Annotated in this window: 17 protein-coding genes and 1 riboswitch; of the genes, 5 read left to right on the forward strand and 12 right to left on the reverse strand. The window is 38.8% G+C overall.

What is annotated here, in order from left to right; genetic code table 11:
• Nucleotides 1-219: 219 nt before the first annotated feature.
• Nucleotides 220-1,554: an amino-acid N-acetyltransferase gene (argA, locus tag H1225_RS12065; protein ID WP_109848108.1), complete on the forward strand. Its 1,335-nt coding sequence runs from the start codon at nucleotides 220-222 to the stop codon at nucleotides 1,552-1,554.
• A 70-nt stretch (nucleotides 1,555-1,624) separates the two neighbouring features.
• Here argA and recD read toward each other — a convergent pair whose 3' ends face one another.
• From recD to rppH, 12 genes are all read right to left on the reverse strand, one after another.
• Nucleotides 1,625-3,535: an exodeoxyribonuclease V subunit alpha gene (gene recD, locus H1225_RS12070; RefSeq protein WP_161669389.1), complete on the reverse strand. Its 1,911-nt coding sequence runs from the start codon at nucleotides 3,533-3,535 to the stop codon at nucleotides 1,625-1,627.
• Between the two features lie 2 nt (nucleotides 3,536-3,537).
• Nucleotides 3,538-7,149 (reverse strand): exodeoxyribonuclease V subunit beta, encoded by a 3,612-nt coding sequence (gene recB / locus H1225_RS12075; RefSeq protein WP_161724258.1) that lies wholly within the window; start codon nucleotides 7,147-7,149, stop codon nucleotides 3,538-3,540.
• Nucleotides 7,146-10,034, reverse strand: a complete 2,889-nt coding sequence (gene ptrA / locus H1225_RS12080; RefSeq protein ID WP_161669387.1) for a pitrilysin — start codon at nucleotides 10,032-10,034, stop codon at nucleotides 7,146-7,148. The genes recB and ptrA overlap by 4 nt, the downstream gene beginning before the upstream one ends.
• Before the next feature lie 15 nt (nucleotides 10,035-10,049).
• Nucleotides 10,050-13,433 carry an exodeoxyribonuclease V subunit gamma gene (gene recC, locus H1225_RS12085; protein ID WP_239739135.1) on the reverse strand — a complete coding sequence of 1,128 codons (3,384 nt, stop codon included), beginning with the start codon at nucleotides 13,431-13,433 and terminating at the stop codon, nucleotides 10,050-10,052.
• 15 nt (nucleotides 13,434-13,448) lie between these two features.
• A complete protein-coding gene (locus tag H1225_RS12090; protein WP_237584690.1) occupies nucleotides 13,449-13,640 on the reverse strand; it encodes a hypothetical protein in 192 nt (63 codons plus the stop codon).
• 137 nt (nucleotides 13,641-13,777) lie between these two features.
• A complete protein-coding gene (locus tag H1225_RS12095) occupies nucleotides 13,778-14,239 on the reverse strand; it encodes a DUF2509 family protein (RefSeq protein ID WP_161669386.1) in 462 nt (153 codons plus the stop codon).
• Nucleotides 14,236-14,880 (reverse strand): prepilin peptidase-dependent protein, encoded by a 645-nt coding sequence (locus H1225_RS12100; protein WP_115065601.1) that lies wholly within the window; start codon nucleotides 14,878-14,880, stop codon nucleotides 14,236-14,238. Before H1225_RS12100 ends, H1225_RS12095 begins: the two co-directional genes overlap by 4 nt.
• Complete coding sequence (locus H1225_RS12105) at nucleotides 14,874-15,383, reverse strand: potassium:proton antiporter (protein WP_237612100.1); 510 nt, start codon at nucleotides 15,381-15,383, stop codon at nucleotides 14,874-14,876. The genes H1225_RS12100 and H1225_RS12105 overlap by 7 nt, the downstream gene beginning before the upstream one ends.
• A gap of 232 nt (nucleotides 15,384-15,615) precedes the next feature.
• Nucleotides 15,616-16,467: a thymidylate synthase gene (locus H1225_RS12110; protein ID WP_006535953.1), complete on the reverse strand. Its 852-nt coding sequence runs from the start codon at nucleotides 16,465-16,467 to the stop codon at nucleotides 15,616-15,618.
• 45 nt (nucleotides 16,468-16,512) lie between these two features.
• Nucleotides 16,513-17,403, reverse strand: coding sequence for a prolipoprotein diacylglyceryl transferase (gene lgt, locus H1225_RS12115; RefSeq protein WP_006535954.1), 891 nt, complete (start codon nucleotides 17,401-17,403; stop codon nucleotides 16,513-16,515).
• A gap of 79 nt (nucleotides 17,404-17,482) precedes the next feature.
• A complete protein-coding gene (gene ptsP / locus H1225_RS12120; RefSeq protein ID WP_072064285.1) occupies nucleotides 17,483-19,729 on the reverse strand; it encodes a phosphoenolpyruvate--protein phosphotransferase in 2,247 nt (748 codons plus the stop codon).
• An 8-nt stretch (nucleotides 19,730-19,737) separates the two neighbouring features.
• Nucleotides 19,738-20,268: an RNA pyrophosphohydrolase gene (gene rppH, locus H1225_RS12125; RefSeq protein WP_036934096.1), complete on the reverse strand. Its 531-nt coding sequence runs from the start codon at nucleotides 20,266-20,268 to the stop codon at nucleotides 19,738-19,740.
• A 112-nt stretch (nucleotides 20,269-20,380) separates the two neighbouring features.
• A riboswitch (TPP riboswitch) is annotated at nucleotides 20,381-20,472 on the forward strand.
• A gap of 64 nt (nucleotides 20,473-20,536) precedes the next feature.
• On the opposite strand from rppH, the gene thiB reads away from it, so the two are divergent.
• The 4 genes from thiB to H1225_RS12145 all read left to right on the forward strand — a co-directional run bounded on the left by thiB (nucleotide 20,537) and on the right by H1225_RS12145 (nucleotide 26,267).
• Entirely contained in the window at nucleotides 20,537-21,550 is a 1,014-nt protein-coding gene (thiB, locus tag H1225_RS12130) for a thiamine ABC transporter substrate binding subunit (protein WP_219515823.1), read from the forward strand.
• Complete coding sequence (thiP, locus tag H1225_RS12135) at nucleotides 21,550-23,130, forward strand: thiamine/thiamine pyrophosphate ABC transporter permease ThiP (RefSeq protein WP_375803981.1); 1,581 nt, start codon at nucleotides 21,550-21,552, stop codon at nucleotides 23,128-23,130. The genes thiB and thiP overlap by 1 nt, the downstream gene beginning before the upstream one ends.
• A complete protein-coding gene (thiQ, locus tag H1225_RS12140; RefSeq protein ID WP_161669384.1) occupies nucleotides 23,123-23,824 on the forward strand; it encodes a thiamine ABC transporter ATP-binding protein ThiQ in 702 nt (233 codons plus the stop codon). The genes thiP and thiQ overlap by 8 nt, the downstream gene beginning before the upstream one ends.
• Nucleotides 23,825-23,912: 88 nt before the next feature.
• The gene (locus H1225_RS12145; protein ID WP_161669383.1) at nucleotides 23,913-26,267 is read left to right on the forward strand and encodes a DNA polymerase II; all 2,355 of its coding nucleotides are present in this window, start codon (nucleotides 23,913-23,915) and stop codon (nucleotides 26,265-26,267) included.
• Nucleotides 26,268-26,363 lie beyond the last annotated feature (96 nt).

Here is a 26,363-nt window from a genome sequence, read left to right on the forward strand (position 1 = left end):
TTAACGCCAATAAACTCTAAAAAGAGATAAAAAAAGTTAAGAACAAAAAACTTTACCCAATCCACACTTCACTGTCACTTAAAAACAGCACAATTACTCACTTTTACACGAATATTCTGCCTTCAGGGAAAACAATAAGATAGGATTTTACTTGCCATTCCTCCCCAAAAAGAATAAAAATACATTAAATACGAATAAAAATTCACTTGAGAGGGTTTTATGAAAGAGCGTAGCACCGAATTGGTCGATGGATTCCGCCACTCGGTTCCGTATATTAATGCACATAGAGGCAAAACATTTGTCATTATGTTGGGTGGCGAAGCCATTGCTCACGAAAATTTCCCATCCATCATTAATGATATTGGGTTGTTACACAGCCTAGGTATTCGTTTAGTGGTGGTTTATGGTGCTCGCCCACAAATTGATGCAACTCTTGAAGTACAAAAAATACCTCCGATTTATCATAAGTATACACGTATCACAGATAGCAAAACCTTAGAAATCGTTAAACAAGCTGCGGGTACATTGCAACTCGATATTACGGCTCGCCTATCAATGAGTTTAAGCAATACTCCATTACAAGGTGCTCATATTAATGTTGTCAGTGGTAACTTTGTTATCGCGCAGCCATTAGGGGTTGATGATGGCGTTGATTACTGTCATAGCGGGAAAATTCGTCGTATTGATGAAGAAGCTATTCATCGCCAGTTAGACAGTAATGCTATTGTATTAATTGGCCCTGTTGCAGTGTCTGTTACCGGTGAAAGTTTTAATCTCACCTCAGAAGAAGTGGCAACACAGCTTGCAATCAAACTTAAAGCACAAAAACTGATTGGTTTTTGCTCATTTCAAGGTGTTGCCGATGAAGAAGGCCACATTGTTTCTGAACTGCTACCTAATCAAGCTGAAGATAAAATTCTAGAGCTACAAACAGAAGGTGATTACCACTCAGGCACAGTAAGATTCTTGCGAGGTGCGGTTAAAGCCTGTCGTCGAGGTGTAGAACGTAGCCACTTACTAAGTTATCAATCTGATGGTGCGCTTATTCAAGAATTATTCTCTCGTGATGGTATTGGTACTCAAATCGTCATGGAAAGTGCAGAGAAAGTTCGTAGAGCAAATATTAATGATATTGGTGGCATACTCGAACTTATTCGCCCATTAGAACAGCAAGGTATTTTAGTCAGACGTTCAAGAGAACAATTAGAAATTGAAATTGACCAATTCACTATTATTGAACGCGATAATATGACTATAGCCTGTGCCGCACTGTACCCTTATCCATCAGAAAAAATTGGTGAAATGGCGTGTGTTGCAGTACATCCAGATTATCGAAGCTCTTGTCGTGGTGAGGTTTTACTACAACGTATCTCAGCACATGCTAAGCAATTAGGATTGGAGAAGCTGTTTGTTCTAACAACTCGTAGCATACACTGGTTTCAAGAAAAAGGATTTGAACCTGCCGAAATTGATAAGCTACCGATTGAAAAACAAGCACTTTATAATTACCAACGTCGTTCTAAAATTTTAATTTTAGACTTACGTAAAGAGTAATTAATAAGTATAAAAAAAGACAGGAGCCCTCTCAATGCCTGTCTTTTTATTTTCTATCATTAACTAACAGCTAATAACGTAATTTATCAATTAATCCACTTCGACGTTGAATACGTGTTTGTATTGCCATTCTCACCATAGACTCTGAAGCATATAGAGAAAGCTTCTTTTTAGCGCGTGTTAATGCGGTATACAGCAATTCACGACTAACAACAGGTGAAAATTTATCGGGTAGTACTAACGCTGTATGGGTAAATTCAGAACCTTGTGATTTATGCACGGTCATTACATATGCGGTTTCATGTTGTGGTAATCGACTCGGTTGGATCGCTTTCAATTTTCCATCAGGTAGCTGAAAAAAAGCCTTCATTTCACCTTCATCATTATTGAGCATAATGCCAATATCACCATTAAACAGACCTAATGTACTGTCATTTCTTTGGATCATAATAGGTCGTCCAATATAATCACTTTGATAACTATTTGTAGGACGGCGGATCAATCGCTGGCGATGCAATAACATTTCAATTCTGTCATTTAACCCACTTACACCAAAAGGGCCTTCTCTTCGTGCACACAATAAACGGTATTGGTTAAATGCATTAAGAATAATATCAGGTGAGGCTTTTTGGGAAACTAATGTGAGATATTCTCGATAGGCATTAACGGCATCTTGAATCATCAGTAAATAACTTTCTTTTGATTCCAAAGCAATAAAGCTCACATCTTGAGGCTCTAATACTATTTCAAGCTGTTGTGGGCTAATCTCTGCTTTTTTTAGCAATGTAATCGCTGTTTTGGTCTGCCCTTTATTAACCGCAAAAGCCAGTTGCCCTATGCCTGAATCTTCACCAAAACGATAGCTTTTACGTAATAGACACAGAGAATCACTGACGACAGATACTGGGGTTTGAGAAACTGGAATAGTATCCGTCGATTTAACCAATTCACCTTGGGTTAAGTGATTAATCTGATCAAATCTTTTTTGACTGAAACCATCTTCAGAAAAACGACAAATATCACCTAATACAGCCCCCGCCTCAACAGAAGCAAGTTGGTCTTTATCTCCTAAGAAAATAACGTGACATTTTAATGGAAGTGCATCAATCAAACGCGCCATCATAGGTAAATCAACCATTGAGGCTTCATCAACAACTAAAATATCAAGCTGTAATGGGTTATCTTTATGGTAGCGCACTTGCTGACTTTCAGGCTGAGCGCCTAATAAGCGATGAATAGTTTGCGCCTGCTTTGGCATCCATTTATTTTCTTCTTCACTTAAATTAAGTTGTGCTAAGGCGTTACCTAAAGATTCCGTTAATCTCGCTGCCGCTTTACCTGTAGGAGCGGCTAATTGAATAATCGGCTTTTCATTCGATGTAAGCATCACAAAAGCGGCTAAAATTTTAGCAACTGTTGTCGTTTTTCCCGTTCCTGGACCGCCAGAAATAATGGAAATGGGGCTAGTGATAGCAACGCTGGCAGCCACTTTTTGCCAATTTGTTTCTTGATTTTCTTTCGTTGCTGGAAAAAGTTGGTTGAGCACTTTAATTAATTCATTTTCATCAATATCAACAATAGCCTGCTCTCGCCTAAAAAACTGAGCAACTTTCTCTTCATAGCTCCACATTCTTTGTAGATAAAGATATTCATTATCTAAAATAATAGGAAAAGAGGGATCATCGCGACTTTGATTAACGCAATGACAATGAGTCAACTCTTCTACTATCTTTTTAGCAGAAGGCTTACCCATTTTTTGCCAAATCTCTAGTGCAAACTCTTTTTGTCTACCATCGAATAATTGATCTTTCTGAATAATATTCAATGGTAAACAAACATGACCCGCTCCAGTTTGAGCACTCAAATAAGCAAATACAAACAGTAAAATAGGGTTTTCATCTTCAACCAGCATTTGTGCAAATCGAAGATCTAAAGGTCGTAATAAATTTTGTGTAATCGCTTGTTCTAAGAGTTTGATCATTTTTATTTCTCACCGACTACATCGGGTTTGCTACTTTGCCCTGTAAATAGTGAATCTAATGCCAAAACAAAAGCTTCATCAGGTAAATAGGCATAAACACCATTTCCAGGGTGCGCTTTGTCTATTCCACGTAAAAAGAGGTAATAAATTCCACCAAAGTGGCTTTTGTAATCATAATCAGGGATGCGCTGTTGTAAAAAACGATGTAACGCTAAGGTATAGAGTTGATATTGTAAATCGTAGCGATGATCCATCATTGCATTCATCATCGCTTCTTGTGTGTAATCCTCACTCGATTCACCTAACCAATTCGATTTATAATCCACAACATAGTATTTACCTTCCCAAGAAAAGACTAAGTCAATAAAGCCTTTAAGCATCCCTTCTACTTGTTGAAATTGCAGAGCCGGACAATGTCTTGATAGAGGATCAAACTGACTAATTAACTGGGTCAATTGGGTTGATGATAGTTCTTTTTCAATAGGTAAATAGAATTGTAATTCATCAAGTTGTTGTGATTTTGGGATATCAGCAAGACACAATCCTTGAGAATTAAGCGGTGTATGAAACAGTGTTTCCATCCAAGTAACTAAAAGGGGAGCCCACTTTTCATCAAAACCTTGAACGCTCAATTGTCCTTGCATCCACTGTTCATCAATAGGTTGCGAAAAATCTAATACTTCCAGCAAACTATGTAAGAACGTTCCTGCGACTGCACCACGCGGGAAATGATGAATAGAATTTTCATCAACCTCTCCTTGTCGTTTCTCACCTTTAGCATCTGTATCAAGTCCCGGTGCGATAGATTGCACCAAAGACTCAATATCACCTAAATCAAAATGATAATGACGATTTGAATGCTGATAGGTTAATCCTGAATAACTTGTTATACGCCAATTATCATGGATCTGACGTTTAAATATAGCAGCTTCAAGTTTGGTTTCAGGGGCTAATTGAGACTGGTAGCGATGCGCTGATATATTATCAAGCGTTGTAACACTGATATTATCATCTAATAAGGCATGAATTGCTTGATGTAATAATTCACTATTACCTTCTTCGCCTTGCTGTAATAAATACCCTAACGCATTTTTATGCAAATCAGTCAGCCCTGACTTACGTTTATTCCCTTTGACAAGAGGAGCGACACCAACATAACAGCAAAATTTAGATCGCGTTAATGCCACATAAAGTAAGCGTAAATCTTCAGCTAAGCGTTCTTCATCCGCTAAGCGTAAACTTTCAGGTCGGCTAAAAATATCTAATTTTGCGTAAAATTTCTCTCTATCATGATAAAGCGCTCCTTTTTGCTCTTGGTAATTACAAGCAAAAGGTAAACAAACAATCGGATATTCAAGACCTTTAGATTTATGGATAGTACAAATTCGTACAAGATTTCGGTCACTTTCCAAACGCATTTGTTGGTTTTCAGATTGTGCATCAGGATGAGAAATCTGTTGTGCTAACCAACGAATAAGAGCATGTTCACTATCGAGTTGTAATGATGTTTCTTGTAATAGTTCACCAATATGCATGATATCTGTAAGCCGGCGTTCACCACCAATACTTGCGAGTAAATTTTCTGCAATTTGATTATCCATCATGATCTTGCGCAACATTGGTAAAACACCACGCTTTTGCCACAATACATAATAATCAGCAAACTTCTCCACGTAACTATTCCAGTGTGCCTCACTGCGGTTCAAATCATCAATTTGCTTTGCGCTAAACCCAAATAATCGGCTGGCTAAAGAAGCCCTTAAAACTCGCTCTTTTTCAGGTGTTACAACCGCTTGTAATAGCCAAAGTAGATCTTTGGCTTCGTTGGTTTCAAAAACACTTTCACGATTGGATAAGAATACTGACTGTATTGAAAGTAAATTCAATGCATCACTGATCAGTATCGCTTCTCTGCGGCTACGCACCAATACCATAATATCAGCAGATGTAACCGTTTTTTTTGTACCTTGTTCGATCAGCCAAGCCTGTTGCTGATCCCCTGCTGATAACCAATCACGAATTTGTGCAGCACATTGTGCTGCCATAATTTGCTCATAATTTCCCGTAGAAACACTTTCACCTTCAGCAAGCCAAAAATTAAAAGGTGAAATCGGTTTGTCATGGTAAACAAAGGCCATGTCTTGGTTTTTTTCAGCCGAGCTTACTTCAATAAAAGGGATATGCTCAAATAGAAATGGAGCATTGGAACGCATAAAAAGCTTGTTAACTGCATTCACCATACCCGGCGCAGAGCGCCAGTTAGTATTTAATGTGTAGTGATGAGATGTCTGCTTTCGGGCTTGAATATAAGTAAAAATATCCGCACCACGGAAAGCATAAATTGCCTGTTTAGGATCGCCGATAAACAACAACCCACTGTTTTCATACTCACCATAAATCGCATCAAAAATACGATATTGTTGGGGATCTGTATCTTGGAATTCATCAATCATTGCAACTGGATAGCGTTCACGAATAGCTTGTGCTAAAGCTTTACCACCTTCACGTTTCAATGCTCTATCTAAGCGTGTTAATAAATCATCAAACCCCATTTCACCGCGACGCATCTTTTCATTTTCAATGCCTCGACGTATTTCAGGGATCGCATTGAGCAGAATAACATCACGCAGAGTCAAGCTCTGCTTTGTTAATCGTTCAATTTCAACAAAAAGAATATGTTCTGGTGCTGGGCCTTTTGTGCTCTTCTCATTCAGCGTTTCTTGCGAAAAACGAACCAAACAATCTGGTAATTGATAGCTTTTCGTTTCTGCTGTTGACGCCCACAACGTTATTTCTTCAATCCATTTAGGTAAAAAACGACTGCTATAACTACGTTTATCAACACCCGAAGCTGTTATCCATGCTTCAATTTCATGTTGATGTGCATGCCAACGCGTTTTCACCTTGTTAATTGCTTCAATAACCGCTTGATGACGCTCTTTAACTGATTCATTTTCACTGTCTAATGCCACACCTTCGATTTCAGGCATTTCACCTTGTAAATAAGGCTGTATTTCATAAAGCAGTTGTTCAGGACCAGACCAAATCTGGCTTACTGCATTAGCAACATCATAAGAAAGTGGATAACAATGGCGGCGCCAGAAGTCAGCACATACCCGCCTTTTGAGTTCATATTCATCTTGGATCAAGACTTGTTCAAACAAGACGCCTGATTCAAATGCATTGTTTGCCAACATACGCTGACAAAAACCATGAATCGTATAAATAGCCGCCTCATCCATTTGGCGCTCTGCTTCGAGCAACCATAATGCAGCCAGATCTTTATTAGGGATCTGTTTAAGTAATTCGTGGTAAGTATCATTGCAACTTTCAACATCATGGCGAATACAGGCAAGTCTTAGTTCATGAATATTTTTGCGAATACGTGCTCGTAATTCATCTGTCGCCGCATCCGTGAATGTCACAACTAAAATCTCTTCAACACTGAGAGGGCGGTAAAATGCAGACTCCCCGCCTAATCCAAGAAGCAACCGTAAATACAACAACCCTATTGTATAAGTTTTCCCTGTTCCTGCTGACGCCTCAATGAGGCGTCTTTGGTACAGCGGAAGTGTATACGGGTTTAGTGGCTGTGCCTGTATCACTTCACTCACTCTTTAATTTCCTCAATAGGTAAAGTTTTTTGTAATTCGCTTACTGTGGCGTAACGTTTCCACTGTTTATTTTCGGCGTAATCAGCATCTTTGCCATCTTTACCAATAACTTGAGAGACAAAAATAAATCCGTTCGGTTTTATAATTGCTTTTTCATAAAATTCAATAGCTTGTTTTAAAGTCACTTTATTAAGCTCAGCTAAGAATTTTTCACGTCCATCATATTTTAAGTTATTACGATGGAAGTCATTTCGATAAAGAGAAACTTCTTCATAGAACGTTTGAGGTGGTTGTTTAACTTCAGTAATAATTGCTTGCTTATACTGATTAAAATCTGCTTCACTCATTCTTTTCAAACGTTCATAGGCTTGCTGATAAAATGCGTTATAACGTTCATTTAAGTAAACTGGCGGTTTAGCATTACTTTGTAATAAGAAACCTAGACCAAACTGTTCACCCATAGTGCCTTGATAAGCAAATACTGCATAACCTAGCTGTTCTTCTGTTCTTAATTGATCATAAAACCAAGGTTTGATAACAGACGCTAACACTGAAGAAATTGCCTGACCTTCAAGACGGCTATAACCTATTGGGATATAAAGCTCACCTAATGCGTTATCTGTACTCTTCGATTTACTTTGGAAATCAACCGCATTTAATTTATTGAATACTAATGTTTCACCGATCCAGTATTCTGTACCTTGATTACCTAATAATTCGTGTGCAGATTTAGCGATATCGCGGCTTTGCTCTGGCGTTAAGTTACCAATAATTAGCGCTTGAAGTACTGCGTTTTTAATTACTTCACGGCGATTATCAATAATATCTTGCAGTGTAATTGACTCTAATGCTTTGAGTTTGTCAGCTTCTTCATAATACGGGATCGTATTTAATCGACGAGCCGGCAACATAGCTTCTTCAAATGCTTTTAAGTTATGAGTCACATCAAGTTGTTCACGATACCAAGATTTAGCTTGATCGAGCTCTTCTTGAGTTGATTCGAAACTCATATAGCTTTTCAGTGTAGCATTAACGAGTTCTGGTAAATGTTGTGTATAACCATTCATTGAAAAATCAATGCCTTGTCCTGATGAGGATGAGATATTCATTCCAGCAACAGAAGCTTGGTAAGATAATTCACTTAACGCTAAACCAGCAAGATAATCCGTTAAAGTTTGTGTCACTTGTTGCTTAACGGTAATGTCAGCTCCCTTATTCACTAAACTTAATGTCACACTGGCTTTAGGCTCATCAGAGAAATAGTGTGATGGCATATAAAACAAGCGAGCGCTTTTATCCTGCCACAACAATTCTGGTTTGATGATTTTGCTATCCGCATCAATCAGAGAAAGGTTATCAGGGATATAAGGATTAAGTGCTGGCAGAGATAATGAAATATCATCCGATAATGTCTGCCATGTTTTTAATTGCTTATCTGTGATTTTATCAACCTGATAAGGGGCATTAACAAAGTAGGCTTGTTTGTTAGACGGCTCATTAGGACTTATTACCCAAATACGCGCTTTCTCTGGTGTAAGAGAATCAAGACGAGAAAGAATAGCTGAAGGCTCATACTTATCAGCAATATAACCCGCATTGAGGATATTTTTGATTGGATAACGCAACATCATATCCGAAATACCTTCTATGTAATTCATATCTCTTACAATAGAGCCATAACGGAATGAAAGATCTAATACATTCGCAATTTCATCAAAATAACGTTGGCTGATACCTTCTGTCTTAATTAAACGAATGTATGAAAAGATAGCGGAAATCACTTTGTCTTTTTGCGCTAAACCTTTATCTGTCAACGCAACATAAATCGTAAATGAGCCTTGATTGCGATCGATATAAGGCTCTGAAGATGCACTAATACTTTCAGCTAAACCTTGATCTTGTAGCCATGTTGCCAATGTGCCTGCACTAAGATTACCGATTAAATAGCCAATATATTCATCAGATTTACTACGAAAATCAGCAATATTGTTATCTATACCAAACTCAATTTGTAAAGTCTTTTGCGGTTGAGCGGGTACTAAATGGATCATTAACCCTTTTTCTTTATCCGTCATAGCAGGTACTGTGGTGACTGGCACATCTGCCTTTTTATTCGGGATACGAGCGAAAGTGTTTGCGGCTAATTTAGATAATTCATCAAGTGATTTATTACTATAAATAACACCATTCATTAAATTACCAGAATAGTGTTTTTGATAGAATTTAATCAATTCATCTTGAAGCTTACTATTTGGTTTATCACTTAATGTCTCTAGATTCCCCCCCATAAAGCGAGAACTTGGATGTAATGGATTTAAAGTTTCAGCCCTGACTTGCCAAAAACGCATACCATCACGTGCACGCGCCATTGTTAATTCAGCATTAACCGCATTACGCTCACGATCGGCATTTTTAGGATCAAGTAAGGGTTCAGCTAAAGCATCAGCAAGGCGATCAACTGCTTCATTAATAGCACTATTTTCCACTTCTAAATAGAATGCAGTACGATAGGTCGTTGTACTCGCATTATGAGAGCCACCATTCTTTTGTAAGAATTCAGACATACTGCCTGATTGGGGATATTTCGCCGATCCCATTAGCACCATATGTTCTAAATAGTGCGCAAGACCTTGCTGGCTATCCGGATCTTCTAATGCTCCAACAGGTAATGCAACTGCCGTTAATGATTTAACTGCCTTTTCATCAGAAACCAGTAATACGGTCATTTCATTAGGTAGTTTAATCGCTTGATATTGCCGTGGATCACTCTCACTTTTTTCAATACTATCAGGCAATACTTGCCAAAGTGGATCAGTAGCAAAACTGTTGATACTCAGTAGCATCAATAGCAACATGATCCCTAGTTGCGAGCAGTATTTTCTCATCTGATATGAGCTCCCTTATTTTTTCAGAAATGGAATTATTGGTTTAAATATTGTTAATGCCGTCTGCTTGACTGTTTGTAAAAAAGGCTCGTCTAATTGAGAGAAAGCACGCTGAACATACATGTCATTCATTTCACCATCTCGATTATAACTATCCGTTAAATGTTGCATTAGAACTAATTCTGCTTTTTCTAGTGTCTCTTCATCATCAAGTAAAAACGCTTGTGATTTTTTATCATAGCAAGCTTGTAACCAAGCCCAGCCACTTTTCGCAAATAGCGCTAATGGGCTGTTTAACCCTTGTTTATAATCACTAATTAAATTGTCTAATGTTGAATAGGCAAATTCAGGATCAACAGGTAATAAACACCATTGAGTCTCTTTTCTGCCGTAAAACCGGCTCTCGCCCGTCCCCTCTTTTAAACAATAAACTAAGTGCTCAATCCAAAGCTGTAATAAATCATTAGCTGTTAAGCTGGCAGGTCGCCAGCGTAATAAACCATCAGTTTGTACCTCATTTAAACGGCCAATCAGTGGCATTGCACTAAAGCTTTGCTCTAATGTGACAGAATGTGTGGCTGATCGTTCACTTCTTATCTTTTCCGCTAAAGGGAGTAACTCTTCTATTTGTTGCTCCCAATAAATTTGACCAAATGCGCTCGCCGGAAGTTGTCCCGCGGCTTTGATACGCTCAAACAAAGCTTCTGTTGAACTTTGATCAATCAATGCTTTTAATAACCATTGATTCAATAGATAACGTTGAAGCGCATTTATCACAAATGGCTCTTCTTCAGGTAATTCTGTTTCTTCAATAACAAAGTTTGTTTTTAATCTTTGTTGGAAAAAAGCACGAATAGGATGGCGATAAAAACGTGCAAGCTCGTCAATTGAGACTTTATCTATTGTGTCATCGTCATTAAGTGCTTCCGTAAAACATTGATGAACCTCCCCCTGCCCACTCGCAGCAGGTAGCCATTCGGAAGCATAAGAGCGAAAAGAAGCACCGATTCGGAAATTTTCTTGAGCAAAAGGAACACGGCTATGTTGTGTTAACAAATGCTGATTTATACGAATCGCACTTTCATCGACATTGCGTTCACCATCTTCCGGCAAACGGAAGTTTTGCCCAATATAATCTTGTAACTCTTTGATTAATATAGATGGGTTACATTCTCGATCGTCCCGTATCGATTTTCCGATATAACTAATATAAAGGTATTTTTCAGCTGAACTAAGCGCTTCAAGGAATAAATAGCGGTCATCATCACGACGTTTTCTATCACCACGACGGCGTTTTTCCGCCATTAAATCAAACCCTAACGGCTGAATATTACGAGGATAAATACCGTCGTTCATGCCTAATAAACACACCGCTTTAAAGGGAATAGAGCGCATAGGCATTAACGTACAGAAATTAATGCTACCCGCTAAAAAACGCTGACTGATTTTTTCATCATCAAACCGTACGGTTAATTCATCACGAATAAGGACTAGCGGGATTTCATTTTGATATTGCGCTTTCAGTCCATTTTCAATCACCTTTTGCCATTGCTGGATAATAAGCGCTAAAACTAATTCCGTTTCCTCATCAGATTCAAAAAAAGCATCAACTAATTGTTGTCCAACTTCTAGCCATGCTTCTAATGAGCGAGTTTCACTCAAACGTGTACGCCACTCACTTAATGTATAAATAAAATCAGCGAGATATCCTGCAAGCTCAGCAACTAAGCCACTTGATTCATCATAAGGAAGGACCCCTTTCCAAGGGCCATTTTCACTTTCCATCGCATAACCAAGCAACATGCGCAGTAAACCAAACTCCCACGTATTTTTACCCGTGATGGGTAATAAGAATGAAGCCACATTCTCATCATCCAATCCCCAACGTATGCCTGATTCATCGACCCAACGACGTAGTAGTTTTAGTTCATTTTCAAAAATAGAGAAATGCCCAGCTAAAGCAGGAACTTCAAGTAAAGCTAATACTTGTTCTGCGGTGAAACGACTTTGAGGAAGCTCTAGCAACGTAATAAAAGCTTGTAATACAGGGTGTGCTTGACGAGCTTTCCTATCTGAAATTGCAAAAGGAAGATAACGTTCTGAAGGTGCATTACCAAACACCGCTTGAATATAAGGTGTATAGCTATCGATATCCGCAACCATCACAATAATATCACGTGGTAATAATTCGGGATCTTGCTCTAATAAATGCAGTAATTGATCTTGTAGTACTTCTACTTCACGCTGTGGGCTATGACTGGCATGAAAAGTCAATGAGTTATCATCTGGTAAAATTACACGTTTATTTTCACTACATTCATAAGTTTCAAGTGTTGTACCTAATTGCGAAAAATCTTCTAAATCAAGAATGTCAGCTTGCAATTGATGAAGTAAATTATCTCTTGGAATATCAACAAAAGCATCCAATACATCGGCATATTCAAGTTCAGAAAGAAAATAGAGATTATCTTTACCCAATTTTCCCCATGACGCTAATAGCGGATTACCGATATTTTGCTCCCCCTCTTCATTAAATAATGATGAGGCATTTTTTTCATCTTTAAACCACGATAATTCATGTAATTGCTGATAATGACGAGGTTTTCTACTATTCAGCCGAGCAAGAAATTTAGGATCTTGAATATCGCCCCAATAGTAACGGCAAGGATTGGTAAAGAGTAAATAGATCTCTGTATGACGCCCGATAGCTTGCAGAGCCTGCAAATAAACTTGCGGTAATGCCGAAATACCACAAATAAAAATACGGGGTGGAAAACAGTGTTGAAGTTCTCCTTCTTTTGCACCATTTAATGTCGAAATAAATTGCTGATAAAGATTAGAACGATGCCATTGGGGCTGATTGAGATCTTTTGTGTATTGCTGTAACGCTACCCACAATATTTTCTGCCAACGCTGATTTTCACTCAGCCCTTCTATCAATTCATCTTTTTCCCACGAAGCTAACCAATCTGAACGATATACCAAATATTGGTCAAATAAGTCAGCAACACGCCCTGCTAATTGGTGTAATTTACGTTTATCCTCATCATCATCAAGATAATGAAGTAGCGGTTTAAATTCTTCATGAGATAAATATTCAGGTAATAATGCCATTAATTTCCATGTCATGGCATCTTTAGAAAAAGCACTTTCTTTAGGTATACCTGATAGCACCCGCGTAAACATTTCCCAAATAAAGGTTGCTGGTAATGGGTAACGGATATTAGCAGCAATACCCAAGCTTTCGGCAAGCTGGATTTGCAACCACTGAGACATTCCGGGGCTTTGTACAAGGATCACTTCTTGTTCAAAGGGAGAAGAGAGTGGTCTGGTCTGCATAAAGTGCACCATAAGTGACTTTAGTAATGACAACTGATTTGAGTGATATATATGAAACATCAGATCCTCATCTTATTAATAGCATGACCAGTAATACAGCTTTATTTCGGGTAATACATTATTGGCAACATAACCTTCTATTTCCTGACAACCTTCAGACTGTAATAGTGAGCGTGTCATTATTTTGGAATTGGCTACGAAATAGTCAGGTAATTTATCAGTCATTTGTTCAAATAAAACAAAAAGTTCCTGCCCTGCCTGCTGCATTTGAATTAACCGCTGAAAGTCAGCTTTTAATGATTGACTATACCCTATAATAGCGACAAAACTAATATTAAAAAACAGTAATATAAACATTGTATTAAGTAAAATAGAGCCACTTTCTGATTTATTTTGAATGTTATCTATAACACACACTCCTTATGTACTAATGGGCAATAATCTAGCCATCCATTTGGATGTGTCACCATGGATTTATTTTTGTCCTCCAAAAAATCAACCCATTGATAATGATATATTTTATAACCATTTAAGCTTTCTGCTTGTCCTTGTAATAATCCTTTTTCTAAAGAAATCAAAAATAAACAACTCTTTATTTTAGGGTTTACATGAAAATGACGACACTGCCATTTATTTAACTGTGACGATAGAATTTCCCAATTCCGTTTTATTCCCCACGCTAATGCAGATTCAGCAAATAAAAAAGCTTGTCGTGCTTGCAACTCTTGCATTACTATTTGCTGAGATTGCCTGTAATGATAAGCAAAATTTCCTAGCGCTGATAAGCTCATAACAATAAACCCAATTACGACAAGTAAACTTGCAAATCCTTGCTCACTTTTATTATTAATTAAATCAATACTCATAACGTGGTCACATTCCTTAACCGAATGTTATTCTTATAATGCAGTTTCACAGTAGGCGATTGTTTTAAATGAAATTTCAAGGAAACAGAGAGATAAAAAAAGGGTTTCTTTTTGATAAGATGTTGCTTTGAGTAAGGACGTAAAATAAACTCCGTCACTTCTATTTCATGACTTTCAAAGAATCGTTGCCATCCTGAAGAAGTACAATCTTGTACTCCTCTTAATTGTTCTAGTTGCCCATTTCTAAGCCGATAACCAAAATAATCACTCTCTTTTGAGGAAGGCGCATCCCATCGACCATTGCCATTTACGTCATAAGCGAAAATAACGCAGGAGTTTTTTTCTTGATAAGAATACTGCCCTATTTTTAATGGTGAAGAGTGTAACCCCTTTGACTGCGATACATAAGCACACTCACCCTGACAATATCCAGTGCGCCTTAATTGTGTTTCTAGCACCAATAACCTTTCCCTTAAAAAAATATCTAACTGATATTTTTGGTAAGAATGGAGCAGTGTGTTCATTACTTGAGGATATGCCCGACTGATGCACAGAAATAGAACGCCACTAATTGCCATGGCAAAAAGGCATTCCATCAGCATCATGCCAGATGAAAATGAAAATATTGATCGCTTTAACATGGCGAAAATACCTTAATTTTCTGGCTACATGCTCTTATTCTCCCTAAAGATGAAATAACAATTTTTACTTCACCTTCTGAGCTTTGAAGTACAAAACTCATTGGTCTTAAAGTTTGACGAATATCCCCAAACGTAAAATTTGAGACCGTTGATTGTTTAAGTTGAATACCCGTGGTTAATTGAAAAACTGTTTGTTTTTCAGTTAAATGCCGTTGAGAAAAAGGTATAGCGACGACTTTATTGCTGGGTGATAAATGAAGTGATATTTTAATTTTTATATTAAACAGTAGCGCTTGTTGTCGTTGATATGAAAGAAATGCAATGGTTTCTCGTACACTATGTATCAATTGACGTTGGTGAGTAAATTGCTGATAGGTCGTAATTGATAAATAACTTAAAATCGAGGCAATCATCATGACAATAAGCATTTCGAGCAGGCTTATCCCCCATTCACTCTCTTGTTCAAGTTTACTATTTAGGCTTATTTCCATATTACTGTTCATTTTGTTCTCCTCTAGAGCCTGCGATGAGAATGCAGCTAAACCTTTGTAAGGTAAATAAAAGAGAGTGTTTTTTTCGAACGATGACGCAATAACTATATTTTCAGAACAAACACAAAAAAATAGTTATCAACAAGGCTGGGGTTAATCTTAGTTTATTGAATTTAAATTTAATGGTAGGAATAAAAAGCCCCTGTTTATCACTAAACAGAGGCTTTAAAACATAAAGGAAAAATCAAACCGTAAATGGGTATTTTATTGCTTCATGGCATTGATAACCTTCAACAGTAAAATCATCCGTTGTTACCCATGTTTCGATATCTTCCAATGTTTTAATTTTTGGATTGATATGCAACGTTGGTAACGGTAAAGGCTCTCTTTTTAGCTGTACATCACGCATTAGAGGTAATTGATTTTCATAGATATGTGCATTGATTATCTTATGAAATGCTTTACCCGGCTTATGTCCTGTAATTTGAGCCACCAGCGCTAATAAAACAAAACACTGTATTTGGTTGAAATTTAACCCTAATGGTACATCACAGCTACGTTGATAAGAGGTTAAGTAAAGCGTATCACCCACCAATGAAAATGTGTGTGTATGCATACAAGGACGCAAACAACCTAACTCAGTTTCACCTGGGTTATAAAATGTTACGATCTCCCCACGATCATCTATCCCCTTAGTCAGGTTATCTATCACTTTGCGTAGTTGATCAAAATGGGAGCCATCAGGGCGTTGCCATTGACGTCCTTGAACACCATAAACACGCCCCATATCATCTTCACCTTTACGATGAGGGTTGTTTAACCATGCTCCATTTTCATTGGCGTTTGCATTCCATGTATTACAACCAATTTCACGAAATTGACCTGCATTGTCGTAACCACGTAAATACCCTAACAGCTCTGCAATTGCTGCTTTATAAAAGCTTTTACGTGTCGTTATCAGCGGAAATTGGTTATTCGCAACATCATATTCCAGATCGGCATTAATCACCGTTAAACAACGGGTTCCTGTTCGTTTATTATCAATCCATTGCCCTTCATCGATAATGCGTTGACACAATGCCAGATACTGCTTCATGTTGTCTCTCTTGTAATTAACTAATAATAAGAAATTTATCTCACACTATTTGTGAGTTGGTGTTGGGTTTTGTGGTGTTTTTTTATCTTGGCGATAAGCCCATACCATAAAAATAATACCCAATAAAATCATTGGAATTGAAAGTATTTGCCCCATACTCACACCACCAAATAATCCTAGTTGTGCGTCTGGTTGACGGAAGAATTCAACAATAATACGGAATGCACCATAACCAATCAGGAACAGACCTGACACACTACCTACAGGACGACTTTTGCGTACAAAGATATTCAGGATAATAAATAGCACCACACCTTCTAACAGCATTTCATAAAGTTGTGAGGGATGGCGAGGTAAAACGCCATATTCTTGAATAATCGGCAGTAGTGTTGTTGGATCTTGAGCAACAAGCTGGAGATCTTCAGAACGAGAGCTTGGGAATAAGAAAGCCCAAGGCGTATCTAATGTGACGCGTCCCCATAATTCACCATTAATAAAATTACCAATACGACCTAAACCTAAACCAAATGGAATTAAAGGCGCTACAAAATCAGCCACTTGGAAAAATTTACGTTTAGTTCGTTTAGCAAACCAAATCATGGCACAAATGACCCCAATTAAACCACCATGGAACGACATACCGCCATCCCACACTTTAAAGAGGTAAAGAGGATCATTTAAAAAGACAGGTAAGTTATAGAATAAAACATAACCTAAACGACCACCGATAAATACACCGACAAAACCAACATAAAGTAATGTTTCAACTTCATTTTTATTCCAGCCACTATTCGGTTTTGCAGCTCGACGATTTGCAAGCCATAAGGCAAAGACAAATCCAACTAAATACATCATACCGTACCAGTGTAATGAAACAGGCCCGATAGAGAACATTACAGGATCAATCTCTGGAAATTTAAGGTAGCTTATACTCATTATTCCCTACTTCACTTAATCAATAATTTCTGTATTGGCTATTTAATACCAACATAGAAAAGGCTTATACGAAGGCAGACTAAATACCTCCGCGAATTAATCCACCTAATCCTTGCCGTTCCATAAATTCAGAAGACAATTTTTTGATTTCTGTTGCTGTTTCAGCTTGCAACACTTGTTGCATAAAAGACTGTAACACCACAGGATCAAGATGGCGTAATAAGTATTTTACCCTAGGTAAACTACGACCACTCATGCTTAACTGCCTAAAACCGAGCCCTATTAACAGCAATGCCCCGATAGGGGTTCCTGCCATTTCGCCACAAACACTAACTGGCAACTGATAATATTGGCATTGTGTTGCAATCAAATTCAGTGAACGCAATAACGCAGGATGCAAATTATCATAGAGTGATGCTACATGGGTATTATTACGATCGACTGCAAGCAAGTATTGAGTTAAATCGTTTGTTCCAACAGAGATAAAATCAACCCGATTCGCTAATTGTGACAACATAAACACCAATGAAGGCACTTCAAGCATAATACCCAGTGGAGGTGGAACACATTCACATTTTAGCTCTCGACTCACTTCATTACATGCGCGTAGCAGCAATGTTCTTGCTTCGTCAATTTCATCAATACTTGTCACCATCGGCAACAAAATTTTCAAATTTTTAAATTCGAGGTTTGCTTTTAGCATTGCTCGTAGCTGAATAAGAAAGATTTCAGGTTGATCAAGCAATATTCTTATGCCTCTCCAACCTAAGCAAGGATTTTCCTCATTAATGGGCATATAAGGAAGTTGTTTATCTGCACCAATATCTAAAGCACGCAATACAACAGGCTTATCAGGGAAAAAAGAGAGTATTTCGCGGTAGCGATTTTTCTGTTCATCCTCAGAAGGGAAACCGCTTTGTAGCATAAAAGGGATTTCTGTCCGATATAAACCAACGCCATCTATTCCCACGCTAATGCGTTGCTCGTATTTAATATTTAATCCCGCATTCAATTGAACGCTAACCGATTCACCATTTTTGAGAACAGCTTGCTGTTCAAGCTGATCTTCTGCAATTTGGCTTAATACACTTTCTTCATCAATAATCTGTTTATATTCTTGAGTAATAAAAGGCTCTGGTTCAATAAAAATCTCACCACGATAACCATCAAGAATAAGCATACGATTGTGTAAAAGCTCCGGTTGAATATCCGCGCCCATGATCGCGGGAATTCCCATTGCTCTAACAAGGATCGCAGAATGTGAGTGTGTTGCACCATCTCGCACAATCACACCTGCAAGCTGTTGCTCTGGTAACTCCGCCAATAAACTTGCGCTTAATTCATCAGCAACCAAAATAAAACGCTCTGGCCAAATATTAGTTGAACTTAGATCATCATCTAAATGAAATAATAAACGGCGCCCTAATGCTTTAAGATCAGAGGCTCTTTCTCTCATGTAGCCATCTTTCAGGCTAGAAAATTGTGACGAAACTTTCTCAACAACCACTTTTACAGCCCATTCTGCGACATATCCTTGAGTAATAATCGCTGTCATTTTATGTTTAAGCTGGGGATCATTAAGTAAATGAGAGTAGAGATCAAAAATAGCGGCACTCTCTTTTTGTGCATTCGCCATAAAGCGTTTACTAAAGCGACGACATTCTGCAGTGGCATCTTCTAAAGCCACAGTGAGTCGATTTAATTCCGCCTTAATATCAAGTGCGCTGGCTTTAAATACATTTTCCAGAACTGGCTGGGAAATTTCTTGCCAACCATAAGCCATAACAACGCCAGTCGAAACTGAAAGTGCTTTAATCCGACTTTGGCGATATTGCCCAAAAAGCCCTTTAGTTTGTACTTGCGATAATGTAGCCCCGAGCTGTGTCGCCAGCGTCACCATAAAAGACTCTTCGCTTTCATTGAATAAGCGACGCTCTTTTTGCTGAACAACTAATACACCAAGGAGTTGGCGACGGTAGACAATAGGAACGCCAAGAAAAGCACGGAGATCGTCTTCTTTAACTTGAGGAAGGTACTTAAAACTAGGATGTTCGCGAATATCAGCGAGGTTGATAAGCTCTGAAAGACGCCCCACTTCACCAACCACGCCTTCATTAAATGAAAGACTAACCGCTCTCCCTCTAGGTTTTTTTAACCCTTTGGTCGCCATAAGATAAAAACAACTACGTTGTTTATCGGCAAGATAAATAGAACACACATCCGTGTGCATTGCCTGACACGTTTCCTTGACTAAGAGTTCAAGCGCTTCTGGAAGCCCAGCTGCCATAGCCACTTTTTCTACAATTTCTCGCAAACGTGTCAGCATAGTGTTATCTAATACCTTTTACGCCGATATCCATACGATGGACGCGGTAAAGACACTTGTTCTTGCAATGGCATGACTACTGGTGCGAACTCTTTCATTACACGTCGATAAACATCGCGTTTAAAAGAGACGACTTGTCGAACGGGGTACCAATAACTCACCCAACGCCAGCCATCAAATTCTGGCGTTTTGCTTTGTTGAACATTAATGTCTTTATCATTACTTGTTAACTGCAAAAGGAACCAACGCTGTTTTTGTCCAATACAAACAGGTTTTGTGTCCCAACGCACCAAACGCTTAGGTAACTTGTAACGTAACCAGTTACGTGTGGAGGCAAGAATTTTGACATCCTTGCGACTTAACCCAACTTCTTCGAACAACTCTCGGTACATTGCCTGCTCTGGCGATTCTCCAGGATTAATTCCCCCTTGAGGAAACTGCCATGAATGTTGCCCATAGCGACGAGCCCAAAGCACTTGCCCTTGCCGATTACAAATTACAATCCCTACATTCGGGCGGTAGCCATCATCATCAATCACTAGACTACCTCAATAACCAAATTTGAAAGATAACTCATTGTTTCATACTACCCACAAACGGTAAACCTCTATCAACAGACTTTGCATGGCGCGTGTATTTATCTACAATGGGAAAGTCTCAACGGGGTGCCTTTTTAGGCTGAGAAAAACTCGTGGAACCTGATCCAGCTAATACTGGCGTAGGGATTTGAGTCAGGATGTTGCAATATTCATTGGTTTGCTATCCTTACTCCTCAGATCCTACCTGACTTTTACTGAGGAACTAAACGTGTTAAATAAATCACTTCGCTTTACTTTCTTTCTGGGCGCACTGGGCATTATGGGCACTTTTTCAACTCAAGCCTTAGCACAAAAGCCCACACTCACTGTTTACACTTATGATTCATTTACCGCAGATTGGGGCCCTGGGCCTGCAATAAAAAAAGCGTTTGAACAACAATGTGATTGTGAGCTAAAACTGGTTGCTCTGTCTGATGGTGTATCACTCCTTAATCGCTTACGCATGGAAGGTGATAAAAGCAAAGCTGATATTATTTTAGGGTTAGATAACAATCTGATCCATGCAGCAAAAGAAACTGGACTTTTCGCACCAAGCAATATCGATACATCCAAACTCGCCTTACCTGAAAAATGGACTGACGATACCTTTGTGCCTTATGACTACGGTTACTTTGCTTTTATTTATGATAAAAACCGTGTCCAGAATCCACCCAAAAGCATGGCTGAACTGTTAAATAGCAAAGAAAAGTGGAAGATTTTGTATCAAGATCCTCGCACCAGCACACCGGGTTTAGGTTTAATGCTATGGATGCAGTCACTTTATCCTGAAAACACGGCTACTGAATGGAAAAAATTGTCAGAGAAAACGCTGACAGTCACTAAAGGTTGGAGTGAGTCTTACGGCTTATTCTTAAAAGGTGAAGGTGATTTTGTGCTTAGCTACACATCATCCCCCGGTTATCATATTTTAGCGGATAAAAAAGATAACTATGCTGCTGCGATTTTTGATGAAGGGCATTACTTGCAAGTCGAAGTTGCTGCAAAACTCAAATCAAGTAAACAACCTGAATTAGCGCAGCAATTTATGCAATTTATGCTCACCCCGACGTTCCAAGAAACGATACCTACAACCAATTGGATGTATCCTGTTATAGATATGCCATTACCGGATGTCTATTCCGTGATGCCTAAACCCGAAAAATCATTGCAATTCGATGCAGATATTGTCGCCAAAGAGCGCCAAACGTGGACGCGTAATTGGCAATCTGCGGTGAGTCGCTAATGGGAAGATGGCTTATCCCGGGGCTATGTGCCTCGGGTTTACTGCTTATTGTGGCATTATTGTCATTTGGTGCATTATGGATTAATGCGCCAAGTGGCGAATTATCCTCTATTTTTGCTGATGACTATTTATGGCATGTCGTGCGCTTTACTTTCTGGCAAGCCTTTTTATCTGCCTTATTTTCAATATTACCTGCCATTTGGCTCGCTAAAGCACTTTATCGACGCCAATTTAAAGGTAGAACACTTTTCTTACGTTTATGTGCCATGAGCCTTGTGTTACCCGTTTTAGTGGCACTTTTTGGTATTTTAACGGTTTATGGACGAGTCGGTTGGATTGCTCAAATCTGTGAATGGTTGGGGATTAATTACCAATTTACCCCTTATGGCTTACAAGGCATTTTATTAGCACACATTTTTTTCAATATGCCATTAGCAACCCGAATGCTGTTACAAGCTCTCGAAAGTATCTCGCCAGAACAACGCCAGTTAGCCTCACAATTAGGCATGAATGGTTGGCAGCGTTTTCGCTTTCTGGAATTTCCTTATTTATGGCGACAAATACTTCCCACAGCGTCACTGATTTTTATGCTCTGTTTTGCCAGCTTTGCTACTGTACTGGCGTTAGGTGGAGGCCCTGCGGCAACAACCGTTGAGCTAGCAATTTATCAAGCATTAAGTTATGACTACGATTTACATCGTGCTGCACTTTTAGCACTAATCCAGCTCTTTTGCTGTTTAGGCTTAGTACTTATCAGCCAAAAACTCAAAGGTACACTCTTTATTGGAGATAGCCAAAAACAGCATTGGCGCGATCCCGATGATCCTATCTTTAGTAAAATAGCAGATGGTCTCATTATCACACTTGCACTCCTCTTTTTAGTGCCCCCCATTTTGGCCGTACTCACTGATGGTCTTAATAGCCAATTTCTACGTGTCATACAACAACCTGTACTTTGGCAAGCTTTTACAACCTCACTGATTATTGCTGTTGGTGCGGGTATTGTTTGCGTTGTATTAACGATGATGTTGCTATGGAGTAGCCGAGAACTTCGCCTACGCCACTTTAAAAAAGCGGGGCAGGCTATGGAAATGAGTGGTTTGATCATTCTAGCGATGCCGGGTATTGTGTTAGCAACAGGCTTTTTTTTGTTATTAAACAATACGATTGGATTACCTGAATCACCTTATATTTTAGTGATTTTGACCAACGCTTTAATTGCCATTCCTTATGCTTTAAAAGTGCTCGAAAATCCAATGAATGATATTGCTTCACGTTATGGTCTTTTATGTCAATCGCTTAACATTCAGGGTATCAACCGACTTCGTTGGATCGAATTACGAGCATTAAGAAAACCGATTTCACAAGCACTTGCTTTTGCTTGTGTTATTTCTATTGGTGATTTTGGTATTGTTGCCCTATTTGGTAATGAAACATTTAGGACATTGCCTTTCTATCTTTATCAGCAAATTGGTGCTTATCACACACAAGATGGGGCTGTGACAGCCATGATTTTATTACTACTTTGCTTCTCTCTTTTTAGCCTAATAGAACGATTAGCTGGAAAATCTTATGATTAAATTAGAGCACCTAACTTATACTTATGAACACCAACACCTCTTATTTAATCTAACGGTCAATGCAGGAGAACGCATTGCTGTATTAGGGCCAAGTGGTGCAGGTAAAAGTACATTGCTCAGTTTAATCGCTGGTTTTTTACCATCAGAGAAGGGAAGCCTGTTTCTTAATGGCCAAGATCATACCAAAACAGTACCGGCCAAACGCCCTATTTCCATGTTATTTCAAGATAATAATCTATTCCCACATTTAACTGTAAGGCAAAATATTGGCTTGGGGTTAAATCCAAGTTTAAAACTGACTAGAGAGCAAAAAGCACTATTAGAGAGTCGAGCTGAACAAGTAGCGCTCAGTGAATATCTTGAACGTTTACCTTCCCAGTTATCAGGCGGTCAACGCCAACGTGTTGCCATTGCTCGTTGCCTTGTACGTGAACAGCCTATCTTATTGCTCGATGAGCCTTTTTCTGCACTCGACCCCGCTTTACGCATTGAGATGTTGGCACTACTTGAGCAACTTTGCCATGAAAAAGCGTTAACCTTATTGATGGTTTCTCATAGCTTAGAAGATGCAGCAAAAATTGCCTCAAGATCGATTGTGATAGATAACGGTATAATTGTTTACGATGGAAATACACAATCACTAATAAATGGTGAAGTGGATCAATCACTTATTTTAGGTATTCCATTTAATTAATCTTAGCTTAAATTAACTGTATAAATAACCACTATATTGACTATAATAAACTCATCTTTAGTGAATAATTTGTGTTTATTAGGTGCTCATGATTGGTCATACGGAACAAGGCTTTATTCTTACCCGCCACTGGAGCGACACGCCAAAAGGTATTGTCGTCTCTTATTGGCTGGCGACAAATAACGGCCCACGTAAAGTTACAGTTCCTATGCAACGCGCTATCGGTTTTGTTGCCCGCCAACATGAAGCGGTTTTACGTTCACTCGTTAATAAAAACCCTGATATAGAAATTCGCCCTCTCGATTTAAAAGACTTTGAAAGGCAGCCTGTTTTTGGCGTCTACTGCAAACAATACCGCCAACTCGTTCAACTAGAACAGCAACTCAAAGAGCATCACATTCGTCTTTATGAAGCGGATATTCGCCCACACGAACGTTACATGATGGAGCGCTTTATTACCGCACCTGTCTGGTTTCGTTATCAACAAAATAATATTACGACATTAAAACCCGCACCTGATTATCGCCCTACACTGCGAACTGTTTCTTTAGATATTGAAACCAGTGAATTCGGTGAACTTTACTCTATTGGGCTTGCAGGTTGTGGCGATAATGTCGTGTTTATGCTGACAGATAATTTATCTACAGAGAATGAGAGTCAGCAATCCAAAGGTTATCGCTTATGTTATGTCAGTAGCCGATTGCGTTTAATTGAAAAACTGAATGAGTGGATACAACATTACGATCCTGATGCGATTATCGGTTGGAATTTAATTCAATTCGATCTGCGTATTTTGTACACACATGCCCAACGGTATGGTGTCAGTTTATTATTAGGCCGCCAAAATAGCCCGTTAGAATGGCGAGAGCATGGATTTAAAAAAGGTCATTTTTTTGCTTCGGCTCAAGGTCGTTTAATTATCGATGGAATCGAGGCTTTGAAAATGGCGACATGGAACTTTCCCTCTTTTAGTCTTGAATCCGTTGCTCAAACACTGTTAGGCGAAGGTAAAGCCATCGATACCCCTTACGCCAGAATGGATGAAATTAATCGACGCTTTAAAGAAGATAAGCCCGCACTAGCTTATTATAATTGGCAAGATTGTGTCTTAGTAAACCGTATCTTTGATGCAACCTCTCTTATGGCATTCTTATTAGAGAGAGCTTGTGTTACAGGGCTTTCCGTTGATAGAAGCGGCGGATCTGTGGCTGCATTTACGCATCTCTATCTCCCTTCAATGCATCGCATTGGATATGTTGCGCCTAACCAAGGTGAAAAACCTGAAGAGCATAGTCCCGGTGGCTTTGTGATGGACTCTACTCCCGGTTTATATGATTCAGTCGTTGTGCTTGATTACAAAAGCCTTTACCCCTCTATTATTCGTACTTTTTTAATCGATCCTGTCGGAATGATTGAAGGAACACATCAACCCGATGAAAAACTGGCTATTCCAGGTTTTCGCCAAGCGTGGTTTTCGCGGGAAAAGCATTGTTTACCCACTATTGTGTCGCAAATTTGGCATGAAAGAGATAACGCAAAGTTACATAAAAATGCCCCGCTCTCTCAAGCTCTCAAAATTATTATGAACGCTTTTTATGGTGTTTTAGGCTCTGTGGGCTGTCGTTTTTTTGATCCTCGTTTAGCGTCATCTATTACACTACGAGGTCATGAAATTATGAAAAAAACGCGAGAATTAATAGAAGCTAAAGGTTATCAAGTTATTTATGGTGATACGGACTCTACTTTTGTTTGGCTTAAATCGCCACATACTGAGCAACAAGCCCAACAAATAGGGCATCAGTTAGTACAAGAGGTTAACCAATGGTGGAAGACACACCTTTTTGAAACCTATCAACTTGATTGCAAATTAGAGCTGGAGTATGAAACACACTATCGCCGTTTTTTAATGCCCACTATTCGAGGGATGGAAACAGGTAGTAAAAAGCGTTATGCGGGATTAAGCAATGATAAAATGGTATTTAAAGGATTAGAAACTGTCAGAACGGATTGGACCCCACTCGCTCAAAAATTTCAACAAGAGCTTTATACGCGCATTTTTCATCAGCAACCTTATCAGCAGTTTATTCGTGATTATGTCGCGGATACGCTTGCGGGAAAATATGATGATAGATTAGTGTATCGTAAACGGTTACGTCGAAAATTATCAGAATATCAGCATCACGTTCCCCCTCATGTCAAAGCGGCACGCAAAGCGGATGAATATAATTTATCCAAAAATAGACCTCAACAATATCAGCAAGGCGGTTGGATTAGTTATATAATTACCCCCTTGGGGCCAGAACCGTTAGAGCACATTACCACTGCACCAGATTATGAGCACTATATCAATAAGCAGTTAATGCCGATTGCAGATGCTATCCTGCCTTTTATACAAGATGATTTTTCAACCTTGTTAAATGGGCAAATGACACTCTCATTTTAAGTTGTGTCATTTTGCAGGTGACGGTTTGCTTTGCATCTATTAACATAACGCCCCTTTGGTGATAATTAGCTTTTCTTTGTTCTAGGAATGCACTTT

It is taken from the genome of Proteus penneri, assembly GCF_022369495.1.
GTDB lineage: Bacteria > Pseudomonadota > Gammaproteobacteria > Enterobacterales > Enterobacteriaceae > Proteus > Proteus penneri.

Bases quoted from the DNA above. Each gene is read 5' to 3' on its own strand.
- argA (WP_109848108.1), top strand. From the start codon at position 220: ATGAAAGAGCGTAGCACCGAATTGGTCGATGGATTCCGCCACTCGGTT.
- recD (WP_161669389.1), bottom strand. From the start codon at position 3,535: ATGATCAAACTCTTAGAACAAGCGATTACACAAAATTTATTACGACCT.
- ptrA (WP_161669387.1), bottom strand. From the start codon at position 10,034: ATGAGAAAATACTGCTCGCAACTAGGGATCATGTTGCTATTGATGCTA.
- recC (WP_239739135.1), bottom strand. From the start codon at position 13,433: ATGTTTCATATATATCACTCAAATCAGTTGTCATTACTAAAGTCACTT.
- H1225_RS12090 (WP_237584690.1), bottom strand. From the start codon at position 13,640: ATGCAGCAGGCAGGGCAGGAACTTTTTGTTTTATTTGAACAAATGACT.
- H1225_RS12095 (WP_161669386.1), bottom strand. From the start codon at position 14,239: ATGAGTATTGATTTAATTAATAATAAAAGTGAGCAAGGATTTGCAAGT.
- H1225_RS12100 (WP_115065601.1), bottom strand. From the start codon at position 14,880: ATGTTAAAGCGATCAATATTTTCATTTTCATCTGGCATGATGCTGATG.
- H1225_RS12105 (WP_237612100.1), bottom strand. From the start codon at position 15,383: ATGAACAGTAATATGGAAATAAGCCTAAATAGTAAACTTGAACAAGAG.
- H1225_RS12110 (WP_006535953.1), bottom strand. From the start codon at position 16,467: ATGAAGCAGTATCTGGCATTGTGTCAACGCATTATCGATGAAGGGCAA.
- lgt (WP_006535954.1), bottom strand. From the start codon at position 17,403: ATGAGTATAAGCTACCTTAAATTTCCAGAGATTGATCCTGTAATGTTC.
- ptsP (WP_072064285.1), bottom strand. From the start codon at position 19,729: ATGCTGACACGTTTGCGAGAAATTGTAGAAAAAGTGGCTATGGCAGCT.
- thiP (WP_375803981.1), top strand. From the start codon at position 21,550: ATGGGAAGATGGCTTATCCCGGGGCTATGTGCCTCGGGTTTACTGCTT.
- thiQ (WP_161669384.1), top strand. From the start codon at position 23,123: ATGATTAAATTAGAGCACCTAACTTATACTTATGAACACCAACACCTC.
- H1225_RS12145 (WP_161669383.1), top strand. From the start codon at position 23,913: ATGATTGGTCATACGGAACAAGGCTTTATTCTTACCCGCCACTGGAGC.